At 69.1% G+C, this 25,980-nt stretch carries 23 protein-coding genes; 15 read left to right on the top strand and 8 right to left on the bottom strand.

What is annotated here, in order from left to right; all coding sequences use genetic code 11:
• Positions 1 to 18 precede the first annotated feature (18 nt).
• The 5 genes from lspA (at position 19) to dnaE (ending at position 6,803) form a co-directional block, all read left to right on the top strand.
• Positions 19 to 690, top strand: a complete 672-nt coding sequence (lspA, locus tag A5757_RS07670; protein ID WP_066830977.1) for a signal peptidase II — start codon at positions 19 to 21, stop codon at positions 688 to 690.
• Positions 690 to 1,619: an RluA family pseudouridine synthase gene (locus A5757_RS07665; protein WP_066830975.1), complete on the top strand. Its 930-nt coding sequence runs from the start codon at positions 690 to 692 to the stop codon at positions 1,617 to 1,619. The genes lspA and A5757_RS07665 overlap by 1 nt, the downstream gene beginning before the upstream one ends.
• Positions 1,616 to 2,518, top strand: a complete 903-nt coding sequence (gene rarD / locus A5757_RS07660; RefSeq protein WP_066830973.1) for an EamA family transporter RarD — start codon at positions 1,616 to 1,618, stop codon at positions 2,516 to 2,518. Before A5757_RS07665 ends, rarD begins: the two co-directional genes overlap by 4 nt.
• 9 nt (positions 2,519 to 2,527) lie before the next feature.
• Positions 2,528 to 3,169 carry a TetR/AcrR family transcriptional regulator gene (locus A5757_RS07655; protein WP_066830971.1) on the top strand — a complete coding sequence of 214 codons (642 nt, stop codon included), beginning with the start codon at positions 2,528 to 2,530 and terminating at the stop codon, positions 3,167 to 3,169.
• 70 nt (positions 3,170 to 3,239) lie between these two features.
• Positions 3,240 to 6,803, top strand: a complete 3,564-nt coding sequence (gene dnaE, locus A5757_RS07650; protein WP_066830969.1) for a DNA polymerase III subunit alpha — start codon at positions 3,240 to 3,242, stop codon at positions 6,801 to 6,803.
• 4 nt (positions 6,804 to 6,807) lie between these two features.
• Here the strand turns inward: dnaE and A5757_RS07645 are convergent, their stop codons facing one another.
• Positions 6,808 to 7,473, bottom strand: coding sequence for a hypothetical protein (locus tag A5757_RS07645; protein ID WP_066830967.1), 666 nt, complete (start codon positions 7,471 to 7,473; stop codon positions 6,808 to 6,810).
• A 29-nt stretch (positions 7,474 to 7,502) separates the two neighbouring features.
• On the opposite strand from A5757_RS07645, the gene A5757_RS07640 reads away from it, so the two are divergent.
• The gene (locus A5757_RS07640; protein WP_066830963.1) at positions 7,503 to 7,949 is read left to right on the top strand and encodes an SRPBCC family protein; all 447 of its coding nucleotides are present in this window, start codon (positions 7,503 to 7,505) and stop codon (positions 7,947 to 7,949) included.
• On the opposite strand, the gene A5757_RS07635 is transcribed toward A5757_RS07640, so the two are convergent.
• The gene (locus A5757_RS07635) at positions 7,928 to 8,161 is read right to left on the bottom strand and encodes a hypothetical protein (RefSeq protein ID WP_066830961.1); all 234 of its coding nucleotides are present in this window, start codon (positions 8,159 to 8,161) and stop codon (positions 7,928 to 7,930) included. The two genes, A5757_RS07640 and A5757_RS07635, sit on opposite strands and share 22 nt — an antisense overlap.
• Before the next feature lie 102 nt (positions 8,162 to 8,263).
• Here A5757_RS07635 and A5757_RS07630 point away from each other — a divergent pair, with 102 nt between their 5' ends.
• Both A5757_RS07630 and ilvA read left to right on the top strand, forming a co-directional pair.
• Positions 8,264 to 8,701: a nitroreductase family deazaflavin-dependent oxidoreductase gene (locus A5757_RS07630; RefSeq protein WP_066830959.1), complete on the top strand. Its 438-nt coding sequence runs from the start codon at positions 8,264 to 8,266 to the stop codon at positions 8,699 to 8,701.
• A 49-nt stretch (positions 8,702 to 8,750) separates the two neighbouring features.
• Complete coding sequence (ilvA, locus tag A5757_RS07625) at positions 8,751 to 10,034, top strand: threonine ammonia-lyase IlvA (protein WP_066830957.1); 1,284 nt, start codon at positions 8,751 to 8,753, stop codon at positions 10,032 to 10,034.
• Here the strand turns inward: ilvA and treZ are convergent.
• The 4 genes from treZ to A5757_RS07605 are packed head-to-tail and all read right to left on the bottom strand — an operon-like array spanning position 10,031 to position 18,360.
• Positions 10,031 to 11,755, bottom strand: coding sequence for a malto-oligosyltrehalose trehalohydrolase (treZ, locus tag A5757_RS07620; RefSeq protein WP_066832235.1), 1,725 nt, complete (start codon positions 11,753 to 11,755; stop codon positions 10,031 to 10,033). The two genes, ilvA and treZ, sit on opposite strands and share 4 nt — an antisense overlap.
• Positions 11,748 to 14,060, bottom strand: coding sequence for a malto-oligosyltrehalose synthase (gene treY, locus A5757_RS07615; RefSeq protein WP_066830955.1), 2,313 nt, complete (start codon positions 14,058 to 14,060; stop codon positions 11,748 to 11,750). Before treY ends, treZ begins: the two co-directional genes overlap by 8 nt.
• Positions 14,060 to 16,192 carry a glycogen debranching protein GlgX gene (glgX, locus tag A5757_RS07610; RefSeq protein WP_066832233.1) on the bottom strand — a complete coding sequence of 711 codons (2,133 nt, stop codon included), beginning with the start codon at positions 16,190 to 16,192 and terminating at the stop codon, positions 14,060 to 14,062. Before glgX ends, treY begins: the two co-directional genes overlap by 1 nt.
• A 2-nt stretch (positions 16,193 to 16,194) precedes the next feature.
• The gene (locus A5757_RS07605) at positions 16,195 to 18,360 is read right to left on the bottom strand and encodes an acyltransferase family protein (protein ID WP_066830953.1); all 2,166 of its coding nucleotides are present in this window, start codon (positions 18,358 to 18,360) and stop codon (positions 16,195 to 16,197) included.
• 44 nt (positions 18,361 to 18,404) lie between these two features.
• On the opposite strand from A5757_RS07605, the gene A5757_RS07600 reads away from it, so the two are divergent.
• From A5757_RS07600 to A5757_RS07585, 4 genes are read left to right on the top strand one after another with little or no spacing between them, the layout of a single operon-like run.
• A complete protein-coding gene (locus tag A5757_RS07600; protein ID WP_066830951.1) occupies positions 18,405 to 19,697 on the top strand; it encodes an adenosylmethionine--8-amino-7-oxononanoate transaminase in 1,293 nt (430 codons plus the stop codon).
• Positions 19,698 to 19,750: 53 nt separating this feature from the next.
• Positions 19,751 to 20,899 (top strand): 8-amino-7-oxononanoate synthase, encoded by a 1,149-nt coding sequence (locus A5757_RS07595; protein ID WP_066830949.1) that lies wholly within the window; start codon positions 19,751 to 19,753, stop codon positions 20,897 to 20,899.
• Positions 20,896 to 21,585 carry a dethiobiotin synthase gene (bioD, locus tag A5757_RS07590; protein WP_066830947.1) on the top strand — a complete coding sequence of 230 codons (690 nt, stop codon included), beginning with the start codon at positions 20,896 to 20,898 and terminating at the stop codon, positions 21,583 to 21,585. The genes A5757_RS07595 and bioD overlap by 4 nt, the downstream gene beginning before the upstream one ends.
• Complete coding sequence (locus A5757_RS07585) at positions 21,586 to 22,113, top strand: 2'-5' RNA ligase family protein (protein WP_066830944.1); 528 nt, start codon at positions 21,586 to 21,588, stop codon at positions 22,111 to 22,113. It begins immediately after the preceding gene.
• A gap of 2 nt (positions 22,114 to 22,115) precedes the next feature.
• Here A5757_RS07585 and A5757_RS07580 read toward each other — a convergent pair whose 3' ends face one another.
• Positions 22,116 to 22,706: a TetR/AcrR family transcriptional regulator C-terminal domain-containing protein gene (locus A5757_RS07580; RefSeq protein WP_066830942.1), complete on the bottom strand. Its 591-nt coding sequence runs from the start codon at positions 22,704 to 22,706 to the stop codon at positions 22,116 to 22,118.
• Positions 22,707 to 22,787: 81 nt separating this feature from the next.
• Here A5757_RS07580 and bioB point away from each other — a divergent pair, with 81 nt between their 5' ends.
• Genes bioB through A5757_RS07565 form a run of 3 tightly spaced genes read left to right on the top strand, consistent with a single transcriptional unit; the run spans position 22,788 to position 24,657 of the window.
• Entirely contained in the window at positions 22,788 to 23,783 is a 996-nt protein-coding gene (gene bioB / locus A5757_RS07575) for a biotin synthase BioB (protein WP_066830940.1), read from the top strand.
• A 2-nt stretch (positions 23,784 to 23,785) separates the two neighbouring features.
• Positions 23,786 to 24,013 (top strand): hypothetical protein, encoded by a 228-nt coding sequence (locus A5757_RS07570; protein WP_066830938.1) that lies wholly within the window; start codon positions 23,786 to 23,788, stop codon positions 24,011 to 24,013.
• The gene (locus tag A5757_RS07565) at positions 24,010 to 24,657 is read left to right on the top strand and encodes a DUF2567 domain-containing protein (RefSeq protein WP_066830937.1); all 648 of its coding nucleotides are present in this window, start codon (positions 24,010 to 24,012) and stop codon (positions 24,655 to 24,657) included. The genes A5757_RS07570 and A5757_RS07565 overlap by 4 nt, the downstream gene beginning before the upstream one ends.
• On the opposite strand, the gene A5757_RS07560 is transcribed toward A5757_RS07565, so the two are convergent.
• Positions 24,593 to 25,945, bottom strand: coding sequence for a lipase family protein (locus A5757_RS07560; protein WP_066830935.1), 1,353 nt, complete (start codon positions 25,943 to 25,945; stop codon positions 24,593 to 24,595). The genes A5757_RS07565 and A5757_RS07560 overlap by 65 nt on opposite strands.
• Positions 25,946 to 25,980: the final 35 nt, after the last annotated feature.

Here is a 25,980-nt window from a genome sequence, read left to right as displayed (position 1 = left end):
GTTTGGGATGATGGATGCGTGACTGACGAAACCCCGGGCAAAGCCGAGCCCGCGACCGCTGCCGCGGAGCCCGCGGCCACCGAGGTCGGCAGCGACGGCGGTGCCGTCGGCGGGGCTGTGCGACCGCGCCGACGGCTGTTCCTGTTGCTGTCGGTCGCGGCGGTGGTCCTCGCCCTCGACGTGGTGACCAAGGTGCTCGCGGTGCGGTTGCTCACCCCCGGGCAGCCGGTATCGATCATCGGCGACACCGTGACCTGGACCCTGGTGCGCAACTCCGGTGCGGCGTTCTCGATGGCGACCGGCTACACGTGGGTGCTGACGCTGGTCGCCACCGGCGTGGTGATCGGCATCATCTGGATGGGCCGACGCCTGGTGTCGCCGTGGTGGGCGCTGGGCCTGGGCATGATCCTGGGCGGGGCGATGGGCAACCTGGTGGACCGGTTCTTCCGGTCACCGGGACCGCTGCGCGGACACGTCGTTGACTTCCTGTCCATCGGCTGGTGGCCGGTGTTCAACGTGGCGGATCCGTCCGTGGTCGGCGGGGCGATCCTGCTGGTGGTGCTGTCGATGTTCGGATTCGACTACGACACCGTCGGGAGGCGCCAGCCGGACGACGCATCGGATTCCGTCGGGAGGCGCCAGCCGGACGACGCATCGGATCAGGCCGAGTCGAAGGCCGATCAGAGCTAGTGAGCACCCGTTCGATGCCGGTTCCCGAGGGTCTGGCCGGTATGCGCGTCGACGCCGGGCTGTCCCGGCTGCTCGGTGTATCGCGCACCGCGGCCGCGGCGATGGCCGAGGACGGGGGCGTCGACATCGACGGCAGCCCGGCGGCGAAATCCGACAAACTCACTGCAGGCGCCTGGCTCGAGGTGCGGCTGCCCGAGGCCCCCGCGCCCGTGGAGAACACACCGGTCGAGATCGAGGGTATGGACATCCTGTACTCCGACGACGACATCGTCGCCGTGGACAAACCGCCGGGGGTGGCCGCGCACGCGACCGTCGGTTGGCACGGGCCGACGGTGCTGGGCGGGCTGGCCGCGGCCGGCTTCCGGATCAGCACGTCGGGCATCCACGAGCGGCAGGGCATCGTGCACCGGCTGGACGTCGGGACCTCCGGGGTGATGGTGGTGGCGCTGTCGGAGCGCGCCTACACGGTGCTCAAGCGGGCGTTCAAACAGCGCACGGTCGAGAAGCGCTATCACGCCCTCGTACAGGGCCATCCCGACCCCAGCAGCGGGACCATCGACGCGCCGATCGGCAGACACCGAGGCAACGACTGGAAATTCGCCGTCGTCGAGGGCGGGCGCAACAGTGTCACCCACTACGACACCCTCGAGGCGCACCAGGCGGCCAGCCTGCTCGACGTCCACCTGGAAACCGGTCGTACCCATCAGATCCGCGTGCACTTCGCCGCGCTGCACCATCCGTGCTGCGGCGACCTCACCTACGGCGCCGATCCGACGCTGGCCAAGAAACTCGGGCTCGAGCGGCAGTGGCTGCACGCCCGATCGCTGGCCTTCGCGCACCCCGCCGACGGCCGCTGGGTAGAGATAACCAGCCCCTATCCGCAGGATCTGCAGCACGCCATCGACGTGTTGCGCCGGAACGCCCGTTGACCAAAGACCGGGCTGGTTGGCTCTTCGGCGTCGGCGCCTACGTCTGGTGGGGGCTGTGCCCGGGCTTCTTCCTGCTGTTGCTTCCCGCCGGCTCCCTTGAGGTGCTGGCCCACCGCATCGTGTGGAGCTCGGTGTTCCTGCTGCTGGTGGTCGCCGTCGCACGCCGCCTCGGCGATCTGCGCCGGCTGTCGGGCCGCACCTGGCTGCTGCTGGCTGGCGCGTCGGCGCTGATCTCGGTGAACTGGGGCACCTACATCTACGCGGTCACCCACGACCACGTCGTGGACGCCGCGCTCGGCTACTTCATCAACCCGCTGGTCAGCGTGGCGCTGGGGGTGCTGGTGTTCCGGGAACGGATCGGCCGGTGGCAGCTGGTGGCGCTGGCGATCGCGATCGTCGCGGTGGTGCTGCTGACGATCGAGGTGGGGGAGCCGCCGTACATTGCGGTCGTGCTGGCGCTGTCGTTCGGCGTCTACGGGATGGTCAAGAAGGTGGTGGACGCCGATCCGCGGGTCAGTGTGGCCGTCGAGACCCTGCTCGCGCTGCCGATCGCGGTCGGCTACCTGGTCGTGCTGGAGACGGCCGGGCAGGGCCACTTCCTGGGCAGCGGTGCCGGCCACATGGCGCTGCTGCTGCTCGCCGGCCCGGTGACGGCGATCCCGCTGCTGCTGTTCGCCGCGGCGGCGCAGCGGCTGACGTTGGTGACGCTGGGCCTGCTCTTCTATATCAACCCCGGTCTGCAGATGGCGTGGGGCGTGCTGATCGGCAACGAGCCGATGCCGCTGGGCCGCTGGCTCGGATTCGGCCTGATCTGGCTGGCCCTGGTGTTGCTGGCCGCCGACGCGCTGCGACGCAGGCCCCCTCGGGACACGGTTGCCAGGCCTGCGACGATGTCCTAGGTTCGCGGAGTGCAGCGCAAGAGCCAGGTGAAGGCGGCGCAGCGCGCACTCGGCCGCCCGGTGGGTGCCGACTCGACGCGTACCCGCAAAGAGATCGTGCGCGCTGCTCGTGAGGTGCTCAACGAGCGTGGCTACCCGGGGATGACGTTCCAGGCGATCTCCAAGCGCACCGGTCTCAGCCGCCCCACGCTGCACTACTACTTCCCTGGACGCGAGGACCTGTACGAGGCGATCGTCGACGAGGCCCGCCACGTGATCGCCCACTGTGTCGGCGCGGCCGTGGACGCACCCACGTTGCTGGGCCGGCTCTCGGCGTTCGTCGACGCCGTGTCCCAGGTCGACACCCGGGACCGATCGATGATGCCGTTCCTGATCAGCGCCCGGCTGGAGTACCACCGCAACCCCGAGCTGCAGACCGTCGGGCACTCGCCGATCCGGGCGTTTCTGCTGCGGCTGGTCGAAGACGCGGTCCGCAGCGGGGAACTCGAGCCCGACACCGAGGTCGAAGCCGTCGCCGACATGCTGCAGGTGATCCTCTACGGCATGGCGTTCCACGCCGCGTTCACCGGGAACGGCGATCTCGGACCCATCGCCGGGCAGCTCATCTCGCTGTTCGCGCGCGGTCTGGTGCCCGTCGCGGCGGACGAGTAGAGGCAATCTTCGGACACGGCACGCGACACGCCGAGGGGGTGTCGGTGGTCGACCATAGACTGGCGCACCTATGAGCGGTCAGTCGCAGTCGTTCGTGCACCTGCACAACCACACCGAGTACTCGATGCTGGACGGTGCGGCGAAGGTCAAGCCGATGCTGGCCGAGGCCAAACGCCTCGAGATGCCGGCGATCGGAATGACCGATCACGGAAACATGTTCGGGGCCAGCGAGTTCTACAACGCCGCCACCGATGCCGGGATCAAGCCGATCATCGGGGTGGAGGCCTACATCGCCCCCGGCTCGCGGTTCGACACCAAACGCGTCCTGTGGGGTGACCCGGGGCAGAAGAGCGACGACGTGTCGGGCAGCGGCTCCTACACGCACATGACGATGATGGCCGAGAACGCGACGGGGTTGCGCAACCTGTTCAAGCTCTCCTCGCTCGCCTCGTTCGAGGGTCAGCTCGGCAAGTGGTCGCGGATGGATGCCGAACTGATCGCCGAACACGCCGAGGGCATCATCGCCACCACCGGCTGCCCGTCCGGGGAGGTGCAGACCCGGTTGCGACTCGGCCACGAGTGCGAAGCGCTGGAGGCGGCGGCCAAGTGGCGGGAGATCTTCGGTCCCGACAACTTCTTCCTCGAGCTGATGGACCACGGGCTGTCCATCGAACGCCGGGTGCGGGAGGGGCTGCTCGAGGTCGGCCGCAAACTCGACATCCGCCCGCTGGCCACCAACGACTGCCACTACGTCACCCGCGACGCCTCCCAGAACCACGAGGCGTTGCTGTGCATCCAGACCGGCAAGACGCTGTCGGATCCGGCACGCTTCAAATTCGACGGTGACGGCTACTACCTGAAGTCCGCTGCGGAGATGCGCGCGCTGTGGGACGACCAGGTGCCCGGTGCGTGCGATTCGACGCTCCTGATCGCCGAGCGGGTGCAGTCCTACGCCGACGTGTGGACGCCACGGGACCGGATGCCGATCTTCCCGGTGCCCGAGGGTCACGATCAGGCCAGCTGGCTGCACCACGAGGTGATGGAAGGTCTGAAGCGCCGCTGCAAGGACATGCCCGGCGGCGTCGTGCCCGACGAGTACATCGGGCGCGCCGAGTACGAGATCAAGGTCATCTGCGACAAGGGCTTCCCGTCGTACTTTTTGATCGTCGCCGACCTCATCAACTACGCGAAGTCCGTCGACATCCGGGTCGGCCCGGGCCGCGGTTCGGCGGCCGGTTCGCTGGTGGCCTACGCACTGGGCATCACCAACATCGACCCGATCCCGCACGGTCTGCTGTTCGAGCGGTTCCTCAACCCGGAGCGGCCGTCGGCCCCCGATATCGACATCGACTTCGACGATCGTCGCCGCGGCGAGATGCTGCGCTACGCCGCCAACAAGTGGGGCAGCGACCGCGTCGCCCAGGTCATCACGTTCGGCACCATCAAGACCAAAGCGGCGCTGAAGGATTCAGCGCGCGTCCACTACGGCCAGCCCGGCTTCGCCATCGCCGATCGCATCACCAAGGCGCTCCCGCCGCCGATCATGGCCAAGGACATCTCGGTCTCCGGCATCACCGACCCCAACCACGAGCGCTACAAGGAAGCCGCCGAGGTCCGCGCCCTCATCGACACCGACCCCGACGTGCGGACCATCTACGAGACCGCGCGCGGGCTGGAGGGTCTGGTCCGCAACGCCGGCGTGCACGCCTGCGCGGTGATCATGAGCTCCGAGCCGCTCATCGACGCGATACCGCTGTGGCGCCGCCCGCAGGACGGCGCGATCATCACCGGTTGGGACTATCCGTCGTGTGAGGCCATCGGCCTGCTGAAGATGGACTTCCTGGGGTTGCGGAACCTCACGATCATCGGCGACTGCATCGAGAACATCAAAGCCAACCGCGGCATCGATCTCGACCTGGAGGCTCTGCCGCTCGACGATCCGAAGGCCTACGAACTGCTCGGCCGCGGCGACACGCTCGGGGTGTTCCAGCTCGACGGCGGACCGATGCGCGACCTGCTGCGCCGGATGCAGCCCACTGAGTTCAACGACATCGTCGCGGTGCTGGCGCTGTACCGCCCGGGCCCGATGGGCATGAACGCCCACAACGACTACGCCGACCGCAAGAACGGCCGGCAGGCCATCAAGCCGATCCACCCCGAGCTGGAGGAACCGCTCAAGGAGATCCTCTCGGAGACCTACGGTCTGATCGTCTACCAAGAGCAGATCATGTTCATCGCGCAGAAGGTCGCCTCCTACACGATGGGTAAGGCCGACGCGCTGCGAAAGGCCATGGGCAAGAAGAAGCTCGAGGTGCTCGAGGCCGAGTACAAGGGTTTCCATGAGGGCATGACCGCGAACGGCTTCTCCGAGAAGGCCGTCAAGGCGCTGTGGGACACCATCCTCCCGTTCGCCGGATACGCGTTCAACAAATCGCACGCCGCCGGCTACGGCCTGGTGTCGTACTGGACGGCCTACCTGAAGGCGAACTTCCCGGCTGAGTACATGGCCGGCCTGCTCACCTCGGTCGGCGACGACAAAGACAAGGCTGCGGTGTATCTCGCGGACTGCCGCCGGCTGGGCATCACGGTGCTGCCGCCGGACGTCAACGAGTCGGTGCAGAACTTCGCCTCGGTCGGCAACGACATCCGGTTCGGCCTCGGCGCGGTGCGCAACGTCGGCGCCAATGTCGTTGCGTCGCTGGTGAATACCCGCACCGAGCGGGGTAAGTACACCGACTTCTCGGACTACCTGAACAAGATCGACATCGCCGCCTGCAACAAGAAGGTGACGGAGTCGCTGATCAAGGCCGGGGCGTTCGATTCTCTCGGTCATCCCCGCAAGGGTCTGTTCCTGGTGCACACCGACGCCGTGGACTCGGTGCTCGGCACCAAGAAGGCCGAGGCGATGGGTCAGTTCGACCTGTTCGGCGCGGCCGACGGGTCGGGCGCGGATCTGGGGGATTCCGTGTTCACCATCAAGGTGCCCGACGAGGAGTGGGAGGACAAGCACAAGCTCGCCCTCGAACGCGAGATGCTGGGACTCTACGTGTCCGGGCATCCGCTCAACGGCGTCGCGCATCTGTTGGCCGCGCAGGTGGACACTCAGATTCCCGCAATCCTCGACGGTGACGTCGCCAACGAGGCGCAGGTCCTCGTCGGCGGCATCCTGGCCTCGGTGAACCGGCGCGTCAACAAGAACGGGTTGCCTTGGGCCTCAGCGCAACTCGAGGATCTGACCGGCGGCATCGAGGTGCTGTTCTTCCCGCAGACCTATTCGTTGTTCGGCGCGGAGATCGCCGACGACGTCGTGGTGCTGGTCAAGGCGAAGGTGGCCGCCCGCGACGACCGCATCGCGCTGATCGCCCACGAGCTGATCGTGCCGGACTTCTCCAACGCCCAGGTCGACCGTCCGCTGGCGGTCAGCCTGCCGACCCGCCAGTGCACGATCGACAAGGTCAGCGCGCTCAAACAGGTGCTGGCCAACCATCCGGGTACCTCGCAGGTGCATCTGCGGCTGATCAGCGGGGAGCGCATCACCACCCTCGAACTCGACCAGGCGCTGCGGGTGACCCCGTCCTCGGCGCTGATGGGTGACCTCAAGGCGTTGCTGGGCCCGGGCTGCCTGGGCGGCTGATGCGCTAGCGGAGGACGTTGACCGCCCGCGCGATCACCAGGCCCGCCGTCGACAGCGCGATCGACGACTGCACGGTCATCAGGATCTTGGCCCAGCGCGCCAGCGGCGCAGTGTCGGCGGGGGAGAACGACAGCACGTTCGTCACGCTGATGTAGAGGTAGTCGACGAACGTCGGTCGCCAGTCCGGCGGGGCGATCTGGGGGTTGTCCATCTGAGGGAAGAGGAAGTCCGGGTACGGCTGGTCGCCGGCGAGCCGGGCGAAGGGTCCGCCGCGGTCCAGTTCCCAGTACCAGATGCCGAAGACGACGACGTTGGTGATGATGATCGACGCGCCGGTGGTCAACAGCATCGCGGCGTCGTTGCTCACGTCCCCGGCGAGGATGTGCTTGCCGAGGTCGACGGCGCAGATGACGTTGTCGAGCGTGATTGCTGCGAGCAGCACCCGGCCGGCGTAGCGGCCCAGTAGCGTCGACCGGTCGAAGCGCACGGGGTTGAGCCCGACCAGCACGGCGATGAGCAGCAGTTCGAGGGTGATCAGCGGCCAGCGGGGGATCAGTGTGTAGTCGTCGGCGATGACGGTCTGCAGTGCGATGGCGACCAGCAGGGCGGCGAGGACGGGCAGCCGGCTCTCCGGTGTGCCGGGCCGCAACCAGGACGGGATGGTGTCCATCGGCTCATTGTGTGCGCGACGATGGTCGGATGGATGACGACAGCGCAAAAACGGATATCGGTGTGTCACGGCATGTGAGCAGGTGGATCGACGCGTCGCCGGAGGCGGTCTACGACTTCCTCGCCGATCCGCGCACCTGGCCGGCGTGGGCGGCGGGGCTGGCGGCGGGTGAATTGCGGCAGAGCCCGCAGGGGTGGCTGGCCGATTCGCCGATGGGCACCGTCGTGGTGGAGTTCTCCGCGCCCAATACGTTCGGCGTGCTCGACCACGTGGTGCGGCTACCGTCGGGGGAGGCGGTCTACAACCCCTTCCGGATCTTGCCGGCGGGGCCGGGCGAACCGCGGTGCGAGGTGGTGTTCAGCGTGCGGCAGCGCGGAATGACCGACGACGAATTCGAGGCGGACATCGCGGCGGTGGCTGCCGATCTCGACGCGCTGCGCCGGCTGGTCGAGGGTCAGCGGCAGGACGCGCAGTAGAGGCTCAGCCCGACCCAGGCCACAGTGGCCGCGGCCGCGCCGGAGAGCACGCCGACTGATGCGCTCATCGTCAGCAGACCGGCAACGACCAGGGCAATCAGCCCTACCAGCAGGGCCCAGAGCTTGTACGCCGGCCACGGGACCCCGGCCACACTGACGTCGCACGTCGCGCGGGCGACGGTCGAACGCAGGTTTCCGGTCGTGGTGGTCACGGGGTTCAGGGTACTCCTCCAGGAGAAGTTCGGCTAGCCGAACTCGCGGATCAGGGGCCAAAAAGAGCCAGCCTCCCCGCGATACCCGCCTAAGCTGGTTTCATGCCTCTGACCGGAGAATATGAGCCGAGCACCTCGGACTGGGCCCGCGAACAGGCCGAGAAATACATGGAGTCGGGCGGCACGGAAGCCACCGAGCTCGGCGGACGTCCCGTCGTCCTGCTGACCACCGTCGGCGCCAAATCGGGCAAACTACGCAAGACACCGCTCATGCGCGTCGAACACCAGGGGGAGTACGCCGTCGTGGCCTCGCTCGGCGGGGCGCCCAAACACCCGGTCTGGTACTTCAACATCAAGAAGAACCCGCGCGTGGAGCTGCAGGACGAGACCGTCACCAAGGAGTACGACGCGCGCGAGGTCTTCGGCGAGGAGAAGGCGCAGTGGTGGGAGCGGGCCGTGGAGGCCTATCCCGACTACGCCGACTACCAGGAGAAGACCGACCGCGAGATCCCGGTCTTCGTGCTCACTCCCGCCGAGTAGGCCGCCCACCGGCTGTGCCACCCGAGCGCCGCAGTGGCACCATTGACCGGTGTCCACCGATCTGAGCCGGCAACCTCGTACCTCGCCGCCGCTGACCGCGGCCGACATCGACGAGGCCGCCGCGCGAATTTCGGGCGTGGTGATCCGGACCCCGCTGCAGTACTCCGAACGGCTGTCCGATGCCACCGACGCCACCGTCTACCTCAAGCGTGAGGATCTGCAGGCGGTGCGCTCGTACAAGCTGCGCGGCGCATTCAACCTGCTCTCCCAGCTGACGGCCGACGAGCTGGCCGCCGGGGTGGTCTGTTCGTCGGCCGGTAACCACGCGCAGGGCTTCGCCTTGGCCTGTCGCACCATGGGGGTCAAGGGCCGGGTCTACATCCCGGCCAAGACGCCGAAGCAGAAGCGCGACCGGATCCGCTACCACGGCCGGGAATTCATCGAGCTCATCGCCGGCGGCGCCACGTACGACATGGCGGCGGCCGCGGCGCTCGACGACGTCCAGCGCACCGGCGCGACGCTGGTGCCGCCGTACGACGATCTGCGCACCATGGCCGGGCAGGGCACCATCGCCGCGGAGATCCTCGACGATCTCGGTGCCGAACCGGATCTGGTGATCGTGCCGGTGGGCGGCGGCGGCTGCATCTCCGGGATCACCACCTACCTCGCCGAACGCACGTCGGGCACCTCGATCCTGGGGGTGGAGCCCGCGGGTGCGGCCACGATGCTGACCGCCCTGACCGCGGGCGAGCCGGTCACTCTCGAGCACGTCGACCAGTTCGTCGACGGCGCCGCCGTGGCCCGGGCCGGCCAGCTGCCGTTCGAAGTGCTCAGCGCGGCCGGGGACATGGTGTCGCTGACCGCGGTGGACGAGGGTGCGGTGTGCACGGCGATGCTCGATCTCTATCAGAACGAGGGCATCATCGCCGAGCCCGCGGGTGCGCTGTCGGTGGCCGGACTGCTGGAGACGTCCGTGGAACCGGGGTCGACGGTGGTGTGCCTGATCTCCGGCGGCAACAACGACGTATCGCGCTACGGGGAGGTGCTCGAACGGTCGCTGGTGCACCTCGGGCTCAAGCACTACTTCCTGGTGGGCTTCCCGCAGGAGCCGGGTGCGCTGCGGCGCTTCCTGGACGAGGTGCTCGGTCCGAACGACGACATCACGCTCTTCGAATACGTCAAGCGCAACAACCGCGACACCGGTGAGGCGCTGGTCGGTATCGAGCTCGGATCGGCTGCCGATTTCGACGGGCTGCTGCACCGCATGCAGGCCCTCGACATGCACATCGAGACGCTCGCGCCGGATTCCCCGGCCTACCGGTACCTGCTCTAACCGGTCCGGACGACGGCGAACGACTGACCCGCCAGCCGGGTGCCGTCGCCGTCGGCGGTGGGCTCGCCCCACGCCAGCAGCACCTCACCGGACACCGGCACCACGACGGCGTCGTCGCCCATGTTGCAGGCCACGGCGACGCTGCCGCGGCGCATGACGATCCAGCGCTGCGCTTCGTCGTAGTCGACGGTCATGTGGTCCAGCCACGGGTCGGCGAGGTCGGGTTCGTTGCGGCGCAACGCGATCAACCCGCGGTAGATCTCGAGTAGCCGTCCGTGGTCGCCGTCGGTGACCTCGTCCCAGTCGAGCTTCGAGCGCAGGAACGTGTCGGGATCCTGCGGATCCGGGATCTCGTCGGCGTCCCAGCCGTGGTCGGAGAACTCCTTCTTGCGGCCCTCGGCCGTCGCCCGCGCCAGCTCCGGTTCGGGATGGCTGCTGAAGAACTGGAACGGCGACGACGACGCCCATTCCTCGCCCATGAACAGCATTGCGGTATATGGAGATCCGAGCGCGAGCGCGGCCTTGACCGCGAGCTGGCCGGTGGTCAGGTTCTGCGACGGCCGGTCACCGATCGCACGGTTGCCGACCTGATCGTGGGTAAGGGTGTAGGCGAGCAGCCGGGTGGCCGGAATCGTCGCGGTGTCCAGCGGCCTGCCGTGCCTGCGGTGCCGGAACGACGAGTAGGTGCCGGCGTGGAAGTAGCCGTGGCGCAGTGTCTGCGCCAGCGTCTCGACGGAGCCGAAATCGCCGTAGTAGCCCTGCTGCTCACCCGACACCGCGGCGTGGATGGCGTGGTGGATGTCGTCGTCCCACTGGGCGGTCATCCCGAGCCCACCCTGATCCCGCGGGGTGATCAGCCGGGGATCGTTCATGTCACTCTCGGCGATCAGCGACAGCGGCCGGCCCAAGTGGGCTGCCAGCGCGTCGGTTTCGGCCGACAGCTCCTCGAGGATGTGGATGGCCGTGGTGTCCACGAGCGCGTGCACGGCGTCCAGGCGCAGCCCGTCGGCGTGGAAGTCGCGCATCCAGCGCAGCGCACAGTCGAGGATGTAGCGCCGCACCTCGTCGGCGTCGGAGTCGGCGATGTTGATCGACTCACCCCACGGGTTGCTGCCCGTCGACAGGTACGGACCGAACATCGGCAGATAGTTCCCTGACGGCCCGAGGTGGTTGAACACCGCGTCGATGAGCACGCCGAGCCCGCGGCGGTGGCAGGCGTCGATGAGCCGGATCAGCGCGTCGGGCCCGCCGTACGGTTCGTGCACCGCGTACCAGAGCACGCCGTCGTAGCCCCAGCCGTGGGTCCCGCCGAACGCGTTGACCGGCATCAGCTCGACGAAGTCGACCCCGAGGTCGACAAGATGATCCAGCTTCCCGATCGCCGCGTCGAACGTGCCCTCGGGAGTGAAGGTCCCGGTGTGCAGCTCGTAGATGACGCGGCCCTCGATGGACCGGCCGGCCCAGTCGCCGTCAGTCCAGGCGTCCGGCGAGGGCGCCCACAGCTGGGAGCGTTCGTGCACCCCGTCGGGCTGCCGGGCCGAACGCGGGTCCGGCAGCACCTTCGGATCGTCATCGAGCACGAAGCCGTAGCGGGCATCGGGTGCGGCGTCGACCTCGGCGCGCCACCAGCTGTCCTCACCGCGGGTCATCGGGTGCAGGGTGCCTTCGACGTCGAGTCGGACGCGTTCGGGGCGTGGGGCCCAGACGGCGAACTCAGGCATGGTCACGCTCCAGTAGTGCGACGGGGAGTTCGGCGAACAGGTCGGCGGCGGCCACGGTGCCGCTCACCCGCCGCCCGGTGATCCGGTCGGTCCAGTCGCCGTCGGGAAGTGTGAGAGTGGTATCGCGCCAACCGGATTCGGACAGGCCGACGGTGTGGCGGCTGGCCGCGGCGATGACGTCGGTTCCGCGGCGGAACGCCAGCAGGTGCCCGGCCGCGGCGCCGGTCGCCGGCACCGGTGCGTAGCCGCCCGCCAGGAAACTGTCCGGACGGTCGCGGCGGGCCTGTAGCCCCGCCTGCACCACCCGGATCTTGGGGTGCTGCAGCGCGGCGAGCTCGCTGCGCCGGTCGGCGTAGTCGACCGGTCGCCGGTTGTCCGGATCGACGAGGCTGTCGTCCCACAGTTCGGTGCCCTGGTAGACGTCGGGCACGCCGGGGGCGGCGAGCGCGAACAGCTTCTGGCCGAGGGCGTCGTTGCGGGCATGCGGATCGAGTTGCTCGGTCAGCCGGGTGAGCTCCACCCCGACGGGTCCGTCGATCACCGCGTCGATCCAGCTGTGCACGCCGGACTCGAACTGTTCGTCGGGGTCGTTCCACGTGGTCTGCACCGCCGCCTCGCGGATCGCCTTCTCGGCGTAGGCGTGCAACCGGCCGCGCAGCTCGTCGGAGACCTGCCCGGTCACCGGCCACACCCCGAACATGTTCTGCAGCAGGAACAGTGCCGTCGCCCGGTCCGGGGGAGAGGTGCGCGCCAGCCAGCCGTCGACGTACTGCGCCCACAGCGTCGGCACCTGCGAGAGCACCCCGATGCGGGCGCGGACGTCCTCACCGCGTTTGGTGTCGTGCGTCGACAGCGTGGTCATCGCGTTCGGCCAGATCTGGGCGCGGGCGGCCGCGCGCTGGTGGAACTCCGCCGGGCTGACGCCGAACCACTCGGGTTCCCCGCCGACCTCGTTGAGCGACACCAGTCGGGCGTCGCGATAGAACAGGCAGTCCTCCATGGCCTTGGCCGTCGCCGCACCGCACAACTGCTGGAACCGTGTCGCGGCCTCACCGTGGGCCGCCACCGCCGCCGACACGATCTCCAGCGGGTCCGCCAGATCCGGTGTCTCGTCGAGGGTTTCGGCGATCGCGACGGGCAGCACCGTGGCCAGGTTGAGATAGTCGGAGCGGTACACGCCGAGGCGGCTGATGACCGCGGCCACGGCGGCGGGCAGCTGCTCGTGGTCCTGACCGGTGGCGGCGACGATCGCGCGCCGTAGCCGGGCCAGCTCGCTGCCGAGGGTGTCGGTGACCGCGGCGACCTTGAGCTCGCGCGCGGTGCGCGGCATCGTGGCGTAGTCCACGCCGGTGGATTCGTAGAGCGCGGTGAGCGCTTCCTCGCCGGCGGGATCGATGAACAGGCCGCCGATCTCGCGCAGCGAGTCGTATCCGGTGGTACCAGCGACGGGCAGGCTGGGGTCCAGGGGTTCGTCGACGGCGAGGATCTTCTCGATGACGATCCAGGCGTCCGGTCCGACAAGTTCGCGCAGCCACGCGAGGTATCCGGGCGGGTCGGCCAGGCCGTCAGGATGGTCGATGCGGATACCGTCGACCAGGCCCTCGGTGAACCAGCGTTTGACCTCGGCGTGCGTCGCATCGAACACCTCGCGGTCCTCCTGCCGCAGACCCGCCAGCGAGGTGATCGAGAAGAACCGCCGGTAGCCGCAGATGCCGTTGCGCCAGCCGATCAGCCGGTAGTGCTGGCGATCGTGTACCTCGGGTCCGGTGCCGTCCCCGGTGCCGGGCGCGACGGGGAACGCCAGATCGCCCAGCCGGAGCACGTCGCCGTCGACGGTGAGATCGGCGACGTCGTCGTCAGATCCCAGGACAGGCAACAGGATTCGACCATCGGGGTCAGCGGTCCAGTCGACGTCGAAGTACGTGGCGTAGGCGGAGTTACGGCCGTTCTCCAGCAGATCCCACCACCACCGGTTCTGGGTGGGCTGATCGACGCCGACATGGTTGGGCACGATGTCCACGACCACCCCGAGTCCGCGCGCACGGGCGGCGGCCGACAGCGAGGCCAGCCCGTCGGCGCCGCCGAGTTCGGCCGACACCGTCGTCGGATCGGTGACGTCGTAGCCGTGGGTGGAGCCCTTGGTCGCGGTCAGGATCGGCGAGAGATAGACGTGCGACACCCCGAGATCGGCGAGGTAGTCGAGCAGATCCTCGGCATCGGAGAGGGTGAACGCCTGTCCGCTCTCGGCGCCGCGGATCTGCAGTCGGTAGGTGGACAGGACAGGGGAGATCCGCGGATCAGACATCACGCCGTCTTTCGGAGTACGAGTATCGATCGGGGGGACAGCGTGACCGTGTCGCCGGCCGCAGCGACGAGGTCGGAGTGACCCGACGGCTGGGCGGTGTCGAAGTCGGCTTCCCACTGCGCGCCGTAGTCGGCGTCGGGCAGGACGAATTCGTGGGGGTCCTCGCCGGCGTTGAAGCACAGCAGGAACGAATCGTCGACCACCCGCTCGCCGCGGGCGTTGGGCGTGGGGATGGCGTCGCCGTTGAGGAACACCGTCACGCACAGGCCCAACCCGGCGCCCCAGTCCTGCGGGGTCATCTCCAGGCCCGCCGGCGTCAGCCACGCGATGTCGCGCACCTGGTCGCCGCTGCGGATCGGTTTGCCCTCGAAGAAGCGGCGGCGCCGGAACACCGGGTGGCGTTTACGGAACGCCACCACCTTGCGGGTGAACTCGAGCAGATCGGCGTTGGCCTGGCACAACGACCAGTCCATCCACGACAGCTCGGAGTCCTGGCAGTAGACGTTGTTGTTGCCCTGCTGGGTGCGGCCGATCTCGTCGCCGTGCGCGATCATCGGGGTGCCCTGGCTGACCATCAGCGTCGCCATCATGTTGCGCATCTGCCGACCGCGCAGTTCGTTGATGGCCGGATCGTCGGTCGGGCCCTCCACCCCGCAGTTCCAGGACCGGTTGTGGCTCTCACCGTCCCGGTTGTCCTCGCCGTTGGCCATGTTGTGCTTCTCGTTGTAGGACACCAGGTCCTTCATTGTGAAGCCGTCATGACAGGTGACGAAGTTGATGCTGGCGCTGGGGCGCCGACCGGTGGCCTCGTAGAGGTCCGATGAGCCCGTCAGCCGGGAGGCGAATTCGCCGAGAGTTGCGGGCTCGCCCCGCCAGTAATCGCGCACAGTGTCGCGATATTGCCCGTTCCACTCGGTCCACAAACCTGGGAAGTTGCCGACCTGGTATCCGCCCTCGCCGACGTCCCACGGTTCGGCGATCAGCTTCACCTGGCTGATCACCGGATCCTGCTGGACCAGGTCGAAGAACGCGCTGAGGCGGTCGACGTCGTGCAGTTCGCGGGCCAGCGTGGACGCCAGATCGAACCGGAACCCGTCGACGTGCATCTCCAGCACCCAGTACCGCAGCGAGTCCATGATCAGCTGCAGGGTGTGCGGGTGGCGGGCGTTGAGGCTGTTACCGGTGCCGGTGAAGTCCTTGTAGTAGCGCAGGTCGCCGTCGAGCAGCCGGTAGTAGGCCGCGTTGTCGATGCCGCGGAAGTTGATGGTGGGCCCGAGGTGGTTGCCCTCCGCGGTGTGGTTGTAGACGACGTCGAGGATGACCTCGATACCCGCCTCGTGGAACGACCGCACCATGGCCTTGAACTCCGCGACCGGGCCGCCGGCATGTTTGGCCGCGGCGTAGTCGTTGTGCGGGGCGAAGAAGCCGAAGGTGTTGTAACCCCAGTAGTTTCGCAACCCGAGGTCCAGCAGCCGGTGATCGTGCATGAATTGGTGGACCGGCATCAGTTCGATCGCGGTGACGTTCAGCGATTTGAGATGGTCGATGATCGCCGGGTGGCCGAGACCGGCGTAGGTGCCGCGCAACTCCTCGGGGATCGCCGGATGCCGCTGGGTCATCCCCTTGACGTGCGCCTCGTAGATCACCGTGTCGTGATAGGGCGTGCGCGGTGCGCGGTCGGACCCCCACTGGAAGAACGGGTTGATGACGACGCTGGTCATCGTGTGGCCCAGCGAGTCGATCCGCGGCGGGGTGCCGCCGGAGGCCAGATCCTCGGCTTCGAGGTCGTAGGAGTACAGCGCCTGACCGAACTGGAAGTCGCCGTAGAACGCCTTGCCGTAGGGGTCGAGCAGCAGCTTGCTGGGATCGCAGCGGTGCCCGGCCGCCGGATCCCACGGTCCGTACACGCGGAAGCCGTAGCGCCGGCCCGGACTCACGTTCGGCAGATATGCGTGCCAGACGTACCCGTCGACCTCTTCGAGGTTGATGCGCTCCTCGGTGCCGTCCTTGGCGATCAGGCAGAGCTCCACGCGTTCGGCGCACTCGGAGAACACCGAGAAATTGGTGCCCGCGCCGTCGTAGGTCGCGCCGAGCGGATAGGGCTCCCCAGGCCACGCGTTGTACGGGGACATCGTCACCACCAGCCGGTGGCGGCGGCGATCTGACGTCCCAGTTCGTCGACCATGGTGCGCATGTAGGTCGCCGAGATGTGGTGAGCGTCGTGGTAGACCAACACATTTCCCTCCACCACGCGGCAGTAGTCGTCACGACACACTGCGTCGCTCATGTCCAGCGGCCGCAACTGCGGGAACCGCTCGACGTAGTCGAGTGTCGGGTTGTCGTCGGAGAGTACCTTGGAGCGCTCGATGCCGCAGGAGACGGCGTCGCCGCCGTCGGCCAGGCAGTCCGCGGGGATGTAGGGTTCGCCGTCGCGCACCAGCCACGGGGTGTCGCGCATCGCCAGCACCGGAATGTTGTTGCGAGCCATGGTTTCCCAGATACCGAGGTACGTCGACGGCATGACGTCGCCGTCCTTGATGTTCCACGGCCGCGTCGAGGTGGTGAACACGTAGTCGGGGCGGTCGGCCAGCAGCCGTGGCATCACGGCCTCGTTCCACCGGTGGCATTCCGGATAGGGCCGGTTGTCGCCCATCACCAGCGGCATCTGCTCGGTGGTCAGCGGACAGCCCATCTTCAGATAGGTGACCACCTTGAACCCGTGTTGCTGTCCAAGGATGTCCAGCGCGGTGATCCAGTGCTCGGCGTGCGATCCGCCGGCCAGGGCGATCGTCCGCGGCGCGGTCTTGTCCCCGTAGGTGCAGTTGATGACGCCGACGTTGTCGAAGTCGGAGATGCAGCCGTCGGTGGTGGTGACGGGCAGATCCTTCCTGGCCTCCAGCACCGTCGGCCGCATCGGGAGCTTCGGCGCCCGCATGCGGTTGGTCAGCGCGAGCGCGCCCGGGTACTCGGCGGTCGACAGCGTCGGCAGGTCCTTGCCGTTGGCCCGCTGGATGGTGACGTGCTCGCGCCAGGTGAACGACGTCGCGGTCAGGGCGACGCCGAGCAGCGCGACTGTCGACCCGAGCACGATCGTGGAACGCCGCAACCCGGTCCGCGCCGGAGCGGTGCCGGCCGCCGTGCGCTTGGCCCGCAGCGGCTCCTCGACGTAGCGCATCGTCAACCACGCCAGCACCCCGGACACCGCGAGCACGGCGGCGCCCTGCCAGAAGTTCACGCGGGTCTGGCCGGTCTCGGCGAGCAGGAAGATCAGCAGCGGCCAATGCCACAGGTACAGCGAGTAGGCCATCGAGCCCAGCGTCACGAACGGCTTGGTGGCCAGCAGCCGGTTCGGCAGGGGTAGCCGACCGCCCGACGTCGCCAGGAGCGGGTCGGCATTGCGGTTGGCGCCCGACAGCACGAACAGCACGGTGGCCCCGACCGGCACCAGCGCCCACGGGCCGGGGAACTCCCGGACGCCGTCGATGAACCAGCCGCACAGCAGGATCGCCGCCAGCGCCACCGTCGCGAGCACCGTGCGCAGCCACATCGGTGCCCGGAGGTGGCCGACCACCGCCCCGGCGAGGGCGCCGAGCAGCAACTCCCACGCGCGGGCGAAAGTGTTGTAGTAGGCGAACGCCTGATCGTCGTTGTGGGCGTACACCGCGTAGACGAACGAGGCCACCGTCAGCGCGACGAGCAGCAGCACGAACGCCAGGCGCAGGTGGCGGCCCAGCATGCGGCGAAACAGTACGGCGAAGCCGAGGATCAGCATCAGGAACGCGAGGTAGAACTGGCCCTGCACCGACATCGACCAGATGTGCTGCAGCGGGCTGACCGTCTCACTGGCGCGCAGATAGTCCGACGCCGTGGTCGCCAGCTCCCAGTTCTGGTAGTAGCCGAGGCTGGCCAGGCTCTGGTCGGCGAAGGTCTCCCACCGCGTCTCCGGCTGGATCAGGATCGTCAGTACCGCCGAGGCGGCCAGCACCACGACCAGCGCGGGCAGCAGCCGCCGGATCAGCCGGGTGATCTCCGACACCGGCGACGTCTTGACCCCCGGGGTCAGTGCCGCGCGCAGCAGCCGGCTGCCGAAGAAGAAGCCCGACAGCGCCAGGAACACGTCGACGCCGCCGGAGACCCGGCCGAACCAGACGTGGAACACGGCCACCAGCAGGATCGCCACCCCGCGGAGTCCGTCGAGGTCATGACGGTAGAACCCCGCGTCGCGGGTCCCCGTTCCGGCACTCCGGAACCCGCCCCGGTCTGCGGGGCGCGCCGACCGGGCTGGGGTGAAGGTGCTCATGGTTGAGGGTCAATTTACCTAACTCGGGGCTAGTCTCGTTTCCCGTGCCTGCCCTGACGCCCGCCCAGATCAGCGCGCTGGACGCCGCGCACGTGTGGCATCCGTACAGCACCGTCGGCGCCGAGGCGCTGCCGCCGGTCGTCGCCGTCGGGGCGCGCGGCGCGTGGATCACGGTCATCGAGGACGACCGGCCGGTCGAGGTCATCGACGCGATGGCGTCATGGTGGTCGGCCATTCACGGCCACGGGCACCCGGTGCTGGACGCGGCGATCCGCGAGCAGCTCGACACCATGAACCATGTCATGTTCGGCGGGCTGACCCACGAACCCGCGGTGCGGCTCGCGCAACTTCTCGTCGACGTCACCCCGGCCGGCCTGGACACGGTGTTCTTCTCCGATTCCGGCTCGGTGTCGGTCGAGGTGGCCGTCAAGATGGCGCTGCAGTACTGGCGCGCGGCGGGCCGGACCGGCCGTAACCGGCTGATGACGTGGCGTGGCGGCTACCACGGCGACACCTTCACCCCGATGAGCGTGTGCGATCCCGAGGGCGGGATGCACGGGCTGTGGACCGACATCCTGGCTCGCCAGGTGTTCGCACCTGCGGTGCCGTCGGAGTTCGACGCCGATTACGTTGCGGAGTTCGAGGCCCTGCTCGCCGAACACGCCCACGAGCTGGCCGCCGTCATCGTCGAACCCGTCGTGCAGGGTGCGGGCGGGATGCGGTTCCACGATCCGCGCTATCTGACCGAGCTGCGCGCGATGTGCGACCGCCACGACGTCCTGCTGATCTTCGACGAGATCGCCACCGGATTCGGCCGCACCGGGGAACTGTTCGCCGCCGACCACGCCGGGGTGCGACCGGACATCATGTGCGTCGGCAAAGGCCTCACCGGCGGCTATCTCACGCTCGCCGCCACGCTGTGCACCACCGAGATCGCCCACACCATCAGCACCGGTGAGGCCGGGGCGCTGATGCACGGACCCACGTTCATGGCCAACGCCCTGGCGTGCGCGGTCGGCGCGGCCTCGATCGAACTGCTGCTCGCGGGGGACTGGCGGGCCACCATCGCCGGCATCGAAGAGCAGCTGCGTGCGGGCCTGGAACCGGCCCGCACCCTGCCCGGCGTCGCCGATGTGCGCGTGCTGGGGGCGATCGGTGTGGTGGAGATGCGCGCACCGGTCGACATGAGAATCGCGACCGAGGCGGCACTGCGCCATCGCGTGTGGCTGCGGCCGTTCCGCAACCTCGTCTACGTCATGCCGCCCTACATCTGCTCTTCCGACGAGCTCGCGCAGATCACCTCGGCGGTGGTGGGTGTCGCCAGCGCGTTGAGTTGATGCACTAACCTGAACGGTGTTCAATTCGCGTCCACCATTCCGGGAGTAGCCCTGTGACACGCGCCGGTCTGTCCCCGCTGGCCTGGCTCGACGAGGTCGAGGACCAGCGCCGGGCCGCCGGGCTGCGACGCGCACTGCGGGCCCGGCCCGCCATCGCGGACGGACTGGACCTGGCCTCCAACGACTATCTCGGCCTGTCGACCGATCAGCGCGTCATCGACGGCGGGGTCCACGCCCTGCGTACCTGGGGTGCGGGTTCGACGGGGTCGCGCCTGGTCACCGGCAACACCGAACTGCACGAAGAGTTCGAGCGCGAGCTGGCCGCCTTCATGGGTGCGGAGTCGGCTTTGGTGTTCTCGGCCGGCTATACCGCCAACATGGGCGTGGTCGTCGCGCTGTCCGGCCCCGGTTCTCTGCTGGTGTCCGACGCGTTCACCCACGCATCGCTGGTCGACGCATGCCGGCTGTCCCGTGCCCGCGTCGTGGTCACCCCGCACCGGGAGGTGGCGGCGGTCGAGGCGGCGCTGGCCGCGCGCGACGAGGAGCGGGCGGTCGTCGTCACCGACTCCGTGTTCTCCGCCGACGGTGCGCTGGCCCCGCTGACCGCGCTGCACGAGGTGTGCCGGCGCCACGGCGCGCTGCTCATCGTCGACGAGGCGCACGGCCTCGGGGTGCGGGGGAGCGGCGGACGCGGACTCGTCGACGAGGTCGGTCTGGCGGGTGCGCCCGACGTGGTGGTGACGACGACGCTGTCGAAGGCGCTCGGCAGCCAGGGCGGCGCGGTGCTCGGCCCGGCCGAGGTACGGGCCCACCTGATCGATGCCGCACGGCCGTTCATCTTCGACACCGGACTGGCGCCCGCGGCGGTGGGCGCGGCGGCGGCCGCACTGCAGGTGCTGATCGCCGAACCGTGGCGGGCGCAGGCGGTTCTCGACAACGCCGCCGCGCTGGCGCGGGCGTGCGGGGTCACCGACGTCCCGGCCTCGGCGGTGGTGTCGGTGATCCTGGGCGCACCCGAGGTCGCGTTCGGCGCGGCGACGGCGTGCCTGGAGCGCGGCGTACGCGTCGGCTGCTTCCGCCCGCCGACGGTGCCCGCGGGTACCTCGCGATTGCGGTTGACGGCGCGGGCATCGCTGAGCGGCGAGGAATTGGCCCTGGCCGAGCGGGTGCTCACCGAGGTGCTGTCAGAAGCGCGCGGGTGAGCGTCCTCATCGTCACCGGAACCGACACCGGTGTGGGTAAGACCGTCGCCACCGCGGCGCTGGCCTGCGCGGCCCGGCTGGCCGAAATCGACGTCGCGGTGTGCAAACCGGTCCAGACCGGTATCGACCCGGTTTACGGGCCTGGCGACGATGACCTGGTCGAGATCGCGCGGCTGTCCGGGGTCCGCGAACTGTATCCGGGCTGGCGCTACCCCGAGCCGCTGGCGCCGGTCGCTGCGGCGACGCGGGCCGATGCCGCGCTGCCCACCCGTGCCGACCTGGTGGAGCTGGTGCGTACGGCCGACGGGCCCGGCCGGCTGGTGCTCGTCGAGGGAGCAGGCGGACTGCTCGTCGAACTCGGCCGCGACGGGGTGACGCTGCGTGATCTCGCCGTCGCGCTCGCCGCGCCGGTGCTGCTTGTCGTCGCCCCCGGCCTCGGCACCCTCAACCACACCGCGCTGACACTCGAAGCGCTTGTCGCGCAGGGTGTTTCCTGCGCCGGGCTGATCATCGGCGCATGGCCGGCCGCGCCGGGTGTCGCCGAAACGGGAAACCGGGAGGCGCTGGCAGGGCTGGCCGCACTGCGGGCGGTGCTGCCTGCGGGTGCGGCAACGCTGTCGCCGGAGGCGTTCGAGGACCTCAGCGCCGCCGTCTTCGACCGCGGATGGATCACGGAGCTGGTCTAAGTGGTGCACTCCGTCGAGCTGCTGTTCGACCCCGACAGCGACGCCGCGGTGCGCCGGCTCTGGACGGATCTCAGCGCGGCGGGTATTCGGAGTCAGGAGAGCCATCGCTCGCCGACCAACCGTCCGCACGTCACCCTCACCGTGGCCGCCACCCTGCCCGATGCCGTCGACGACGCCCTGCGCCCGCTGCTCGACCTGCTGCCGCTCGACGGTCTGATCGGCGCCCCGATGCTGTTCGGCCACCGCACGCTCACGCTCGTCCGGCTGCTGGTGCCCTCGACGGACCTGCTCGCGTTGCACGCCGCGGTCGACGACGCGTGCCGCCCGCACAACCCGGACGGGCCGCTGCCGCACGCTGCGCCGGGGCAGTGGACGCCGCACGTGACGCTCGCCCGGCGGCTCCCGCCCGAGCAACTGCCCGCCGCGATGACGGTGCCGGGTATCGGCTCGGACATCGCCTGCCGGTTCACCGGGCTACGGCACTGGGACGGCGAGCACCGCGTCGAGCATCCGATCTCGCGAGCGTGAGCTCATGCGCGAGAAATCGGCGAATCGTCGATCACGAGCTCACGTTCGCCGGCGTTGATTCCGTTGACGAGCAGATCGACGCCGAACCGGAAGCGCGCGGTCGCATCGTCGCTCCATACCGGCTCGGCGCCGGGCAGCTCCGCGCCCGCAGCGTCCCACTGCCGCCGTGACTGTTCGTCGACGGTGAAGCCCAGCACGTAGTAGACGACGGTGCGCGCCGCCAACCCGGCATGGTGCGCGGCGACGCCGGCGTCGACAACCGCCTCGGTCAGACGGGCCACGACGTCGGTCATCGCCGCGGACTGGCCGGCCGCGAAGCTCGCGGACACCAGCTCCGCTCCGTCGGTGTGCGACAGCAGCGCATCCCGCAGCCGGGTGCAGACCTCGACGATCCCGGTCGCCTCCGGCACGCCGGCCAGAATCCGATCGGCGACCGCGCCGAGCAGCTCCTGCTTGTTGGCGACATGCCAGTACAGGGCGCCGGGGGTGACATTGAGTTCGCGCGCGAGCCTGCGCATCGTCAGATCGGCGATGCCGAAGTCGTCGAGGATGGCGGTGGCCGCGTCCACCACGTCGCGTTTGTGCAGTTGCACGCAGTTACCCTAACCTGAACACCGTTCAAGTCGTGTGATGGGCGCTTGCGCGAAGAGCAGACGAACTGAAGAGGAGATCGGGTGAGCGACATTCTGGCGGTGGCGCGCGAGCAGGTGCTGGAGCGCGGCGAAGGTCTGAATCAGGAGCAGACGCTGCAGGTGCTGCAGTTGCCCGACGACCGGCTCGACGATCTCCTGGCACTGGCGCACGAGGTGCGGATGGCGCACTGCGGACCCGACGTCGAGGTCGAGGGCATCATCAGCCTCAAGACCGGCGGCTGCCCGGAGGACTGCCACTTCTGTTCGCAGTCCGGCCTGTTCGCCTCGCCGGTGCGCAGCGCATGGCTCGACATCCCCAGCCTCGTGGAGGCCGCCAAGCAGACCGCCAAGAGCGGCGCCAGCGAGTTCTGCATCGTGGCCGCCGTGCGTGGACCCGACGAGCGGCTGCTCGCTCAGGTCGCCGCCGGCATCGAGGCGATCCGCAACGAGGTCGACATCCAGATCGCCTGCTCGCTGGGCATGCTGACCCAGGAGCAGGTCGACCGCCTCAAAGACATGGGTGTGCACCGCTACAACCACAACTTGGAGACGGCGCGGTCGTTCTTCACCAACGTGGTGACCACGCACTCGTGGGAGGAGCGGTGGGGCACCCTCGAGATGGTGCGCGAGGCCGGCATGGAGGTCTGCTGCGGCGGCATCCTCGGTATGGGCGAAACCCTCGAGCAGCGCGCCGAATTCGCCGCGAACCTCGCCGAACTCGATCCGCATGAGGTCCCGCTGAACTTCTTGAACCCGCGTCCGGGCACGCCGTTCGGGGATCTGGAGGTGCTGCCCGCGACCGAGGCGCTCAAGGCCGTCGCCGCGTTCCGGCTGGCGCTCCCGCGCACCATGCTGCGCTTCGCCGGCGGCCGCGAGATCACCCTCGGCGACCTGGGCGCCAAGAAGGGCATCCTCGGCGGCATCAACGCCGTCATCGTCGGCAACTACCTGACCACGCTGGGCCGTCCCGCCGAAGCCGATCTCCAGCTGCTCGACGACCTGCAGATGCCCATCAAGGCGCTCAACGCGACGCTGTAGTGATGGTCGACGAACTGCCGGCGCCCGTCGGCGCGGGCCGCTACAACGTCTACACCGGCGCGTCCGCGGGGACCGCGGTGCCGACAGCCGCGCAGCTCGGGCTCGAACCGCCGCGGTTCTGTGCTGACTGTGGCCGCCGGATGATCGTCCAGGTGCGTCCCGACGGCTGGTGGGCGAAGTGCTCGCGCCACGGTGTCGTCGACTCGAAGGACCTGGAGACCCAGCGGTGACCGCGCCGCGGGTCTCGCATCGCCGCGCCGCCGCGGTGACCGTCGCGGCGCTGACTCTGGCCGGGACGGTCGTCGGTGCACTGTGGGCGCTGCTGGCCCCGCCGATCCGCGGTGTGGTCGCGTTGTCGCGGTCCGGGGACCGGGTCAGGGCCTATCTCGGCGCCGAGGCCGACCATTTCTTCACCGCCGCGTTCCTGCTCACCGGCATGCTGCTGGCGCTGGCCGCCGTCGCCGCGGTCGCGGTCTGGCAGTGGCGCGCGCACCGCGGTCCGGTACTCGCCGCCGCACTGGCCGCCGGCTGTATGACCGCAGCGGCCGCAGCGGCCGGGGTGGGGGCCGCGCTGGTGCGGTTGCGGTACGGGTCGATCGACGTCGACGCCGCGCCGATCAATCCGGAGAACCGGGTGCACTACGTCGTCGAGGCGCCTGCGGTGTTCTTCGGGCACACGCCGCTGCAGATCATCACGTTCGTGCTGTTCCCGGCGGGCATCGCGGCGTTGGTCTACGGGCTGTGCGCGGTCGCGACGTCCCGCGACGACCTGGGCGGCTGGCCGCCGGTCGACTACCGCCCCACTGGCCTCACTGATCGAACAGCGACAGTGGACGGCGCTCTACCCGTCGTCCCGTCGCCACCTTCGCCGTGATGACCATCAGGCGCGCCATACCGCGGTAGGTGGACGGGTTCAGCAGCGTCGGCCAGGTGGTCCGCGTGATGTGGGTGCGCAGCGGGCGCCCGGCGAATCGGTCGCGCAGCCAGCGCAGTGTCATCGGCGCGGACATCGGGTGCAGCAGCATGTGCTCGCTGAACATGTCGCGGTGGTAGGTGACGCTGGCCCCGCCCGCGGTGTAGGTCGCGGCGAGCGCGTCGATGTCGTCGACCGACACGATGCGGTCGTGCACCGCCTGGACCAGCAGGATCGGCGGTGCCGGGATCGCGGTACCGAGTTTGATCCGGTCGAACACCGCCTGCACCTCGGGGGTCTGCAGGATCTCTTCGAGCGGCCGGTCCACCAGCTTGCCCATGTCCATCCCGACCCAACGCAACACGGCGTGGGCGGTGGTCATCTTCTGGATGCGCAACAGCATCGCCTTACCGGTTTCGGTTGCGTGCTCCTGGATGACGCGGTCGAGGTCGGGGTAGGTCTGCGTCAGCGCCGCGACGACCATGGCAGGCAGCCCGGAGAAGACGCTGCCGTTGAGGCGGCGGAACGCATGGCCCAGATCGGCGACGGGCGAGCCCAGGATGGCGCCGACGACGTTGAGCTCGGGGGCGTAGGTGCCGCAGGTCTCCGCGGCCCACGCGGTTGCCAGGCCGCCGCCCGAATACCCCCACAGACCCACCGGTGCGTCGGCCGACAGCCTGAGGCGTTCGCAGTTCATCGCCGCGCGGACGCCGTCGAGGATGTGGTAGCCGGGTTCGTGGGGCGCACCCCACATGCCCTGCACCCCCTCGTGGTCCGGCACCGACACCGCCCAGCCCTCGGCCAGCGCGGCGGCGATCAGCAGGAACTCGATCTGGGCCAGCGCGCCGACGGCCTTGGCGCCGCGCCGCAGCGCGTACGACGGAAAGCACCGGCCGGCGACGGCGTCGATCGCGCACTGGTAGGACACGATCGGGCAGGGCCGCCGGTGGTCGCGTTCGGTGGGCACCACGACGGTGGTGACGGTGGCGTGCGGGTCGCCGTTGAAATCGGTGGTGCGGTAGAGCAGCTGGGTCGCGGTCAGCTTCTGCCGCACGACGCCCATGAACGCCAATTCGACGTTGCGGGATCGCAGAATCGTCCCCGGGCGGGCGTGTTCGAATCCGGCGGGCGGCTCGTAGAACGGGTCCTTGGCGGGAACCGATGGGCGGGCACCTGCGGGAACGTCCTCGTGATGCGGCTGGCCGATCCACTCGGCGCCGGTCTCCCGTGCCACATTGCCCACGTCCATCCGGCCATTGTTACTTAAGGAGTCGTTAAGAAGCC

It is taken from the genome of Mycobacterium sp. 852013-51886_SCH5428379 (assembly GCF_001665575.1).
GTDB lineage: Bacteria > Actinomycetota > Actinomycetes > Mycobacteriales > Mycobacteriaceae > Mycobacterium.
This window is presented reverse-complemented; position numbering and strand designations above follow the sequence as displayed.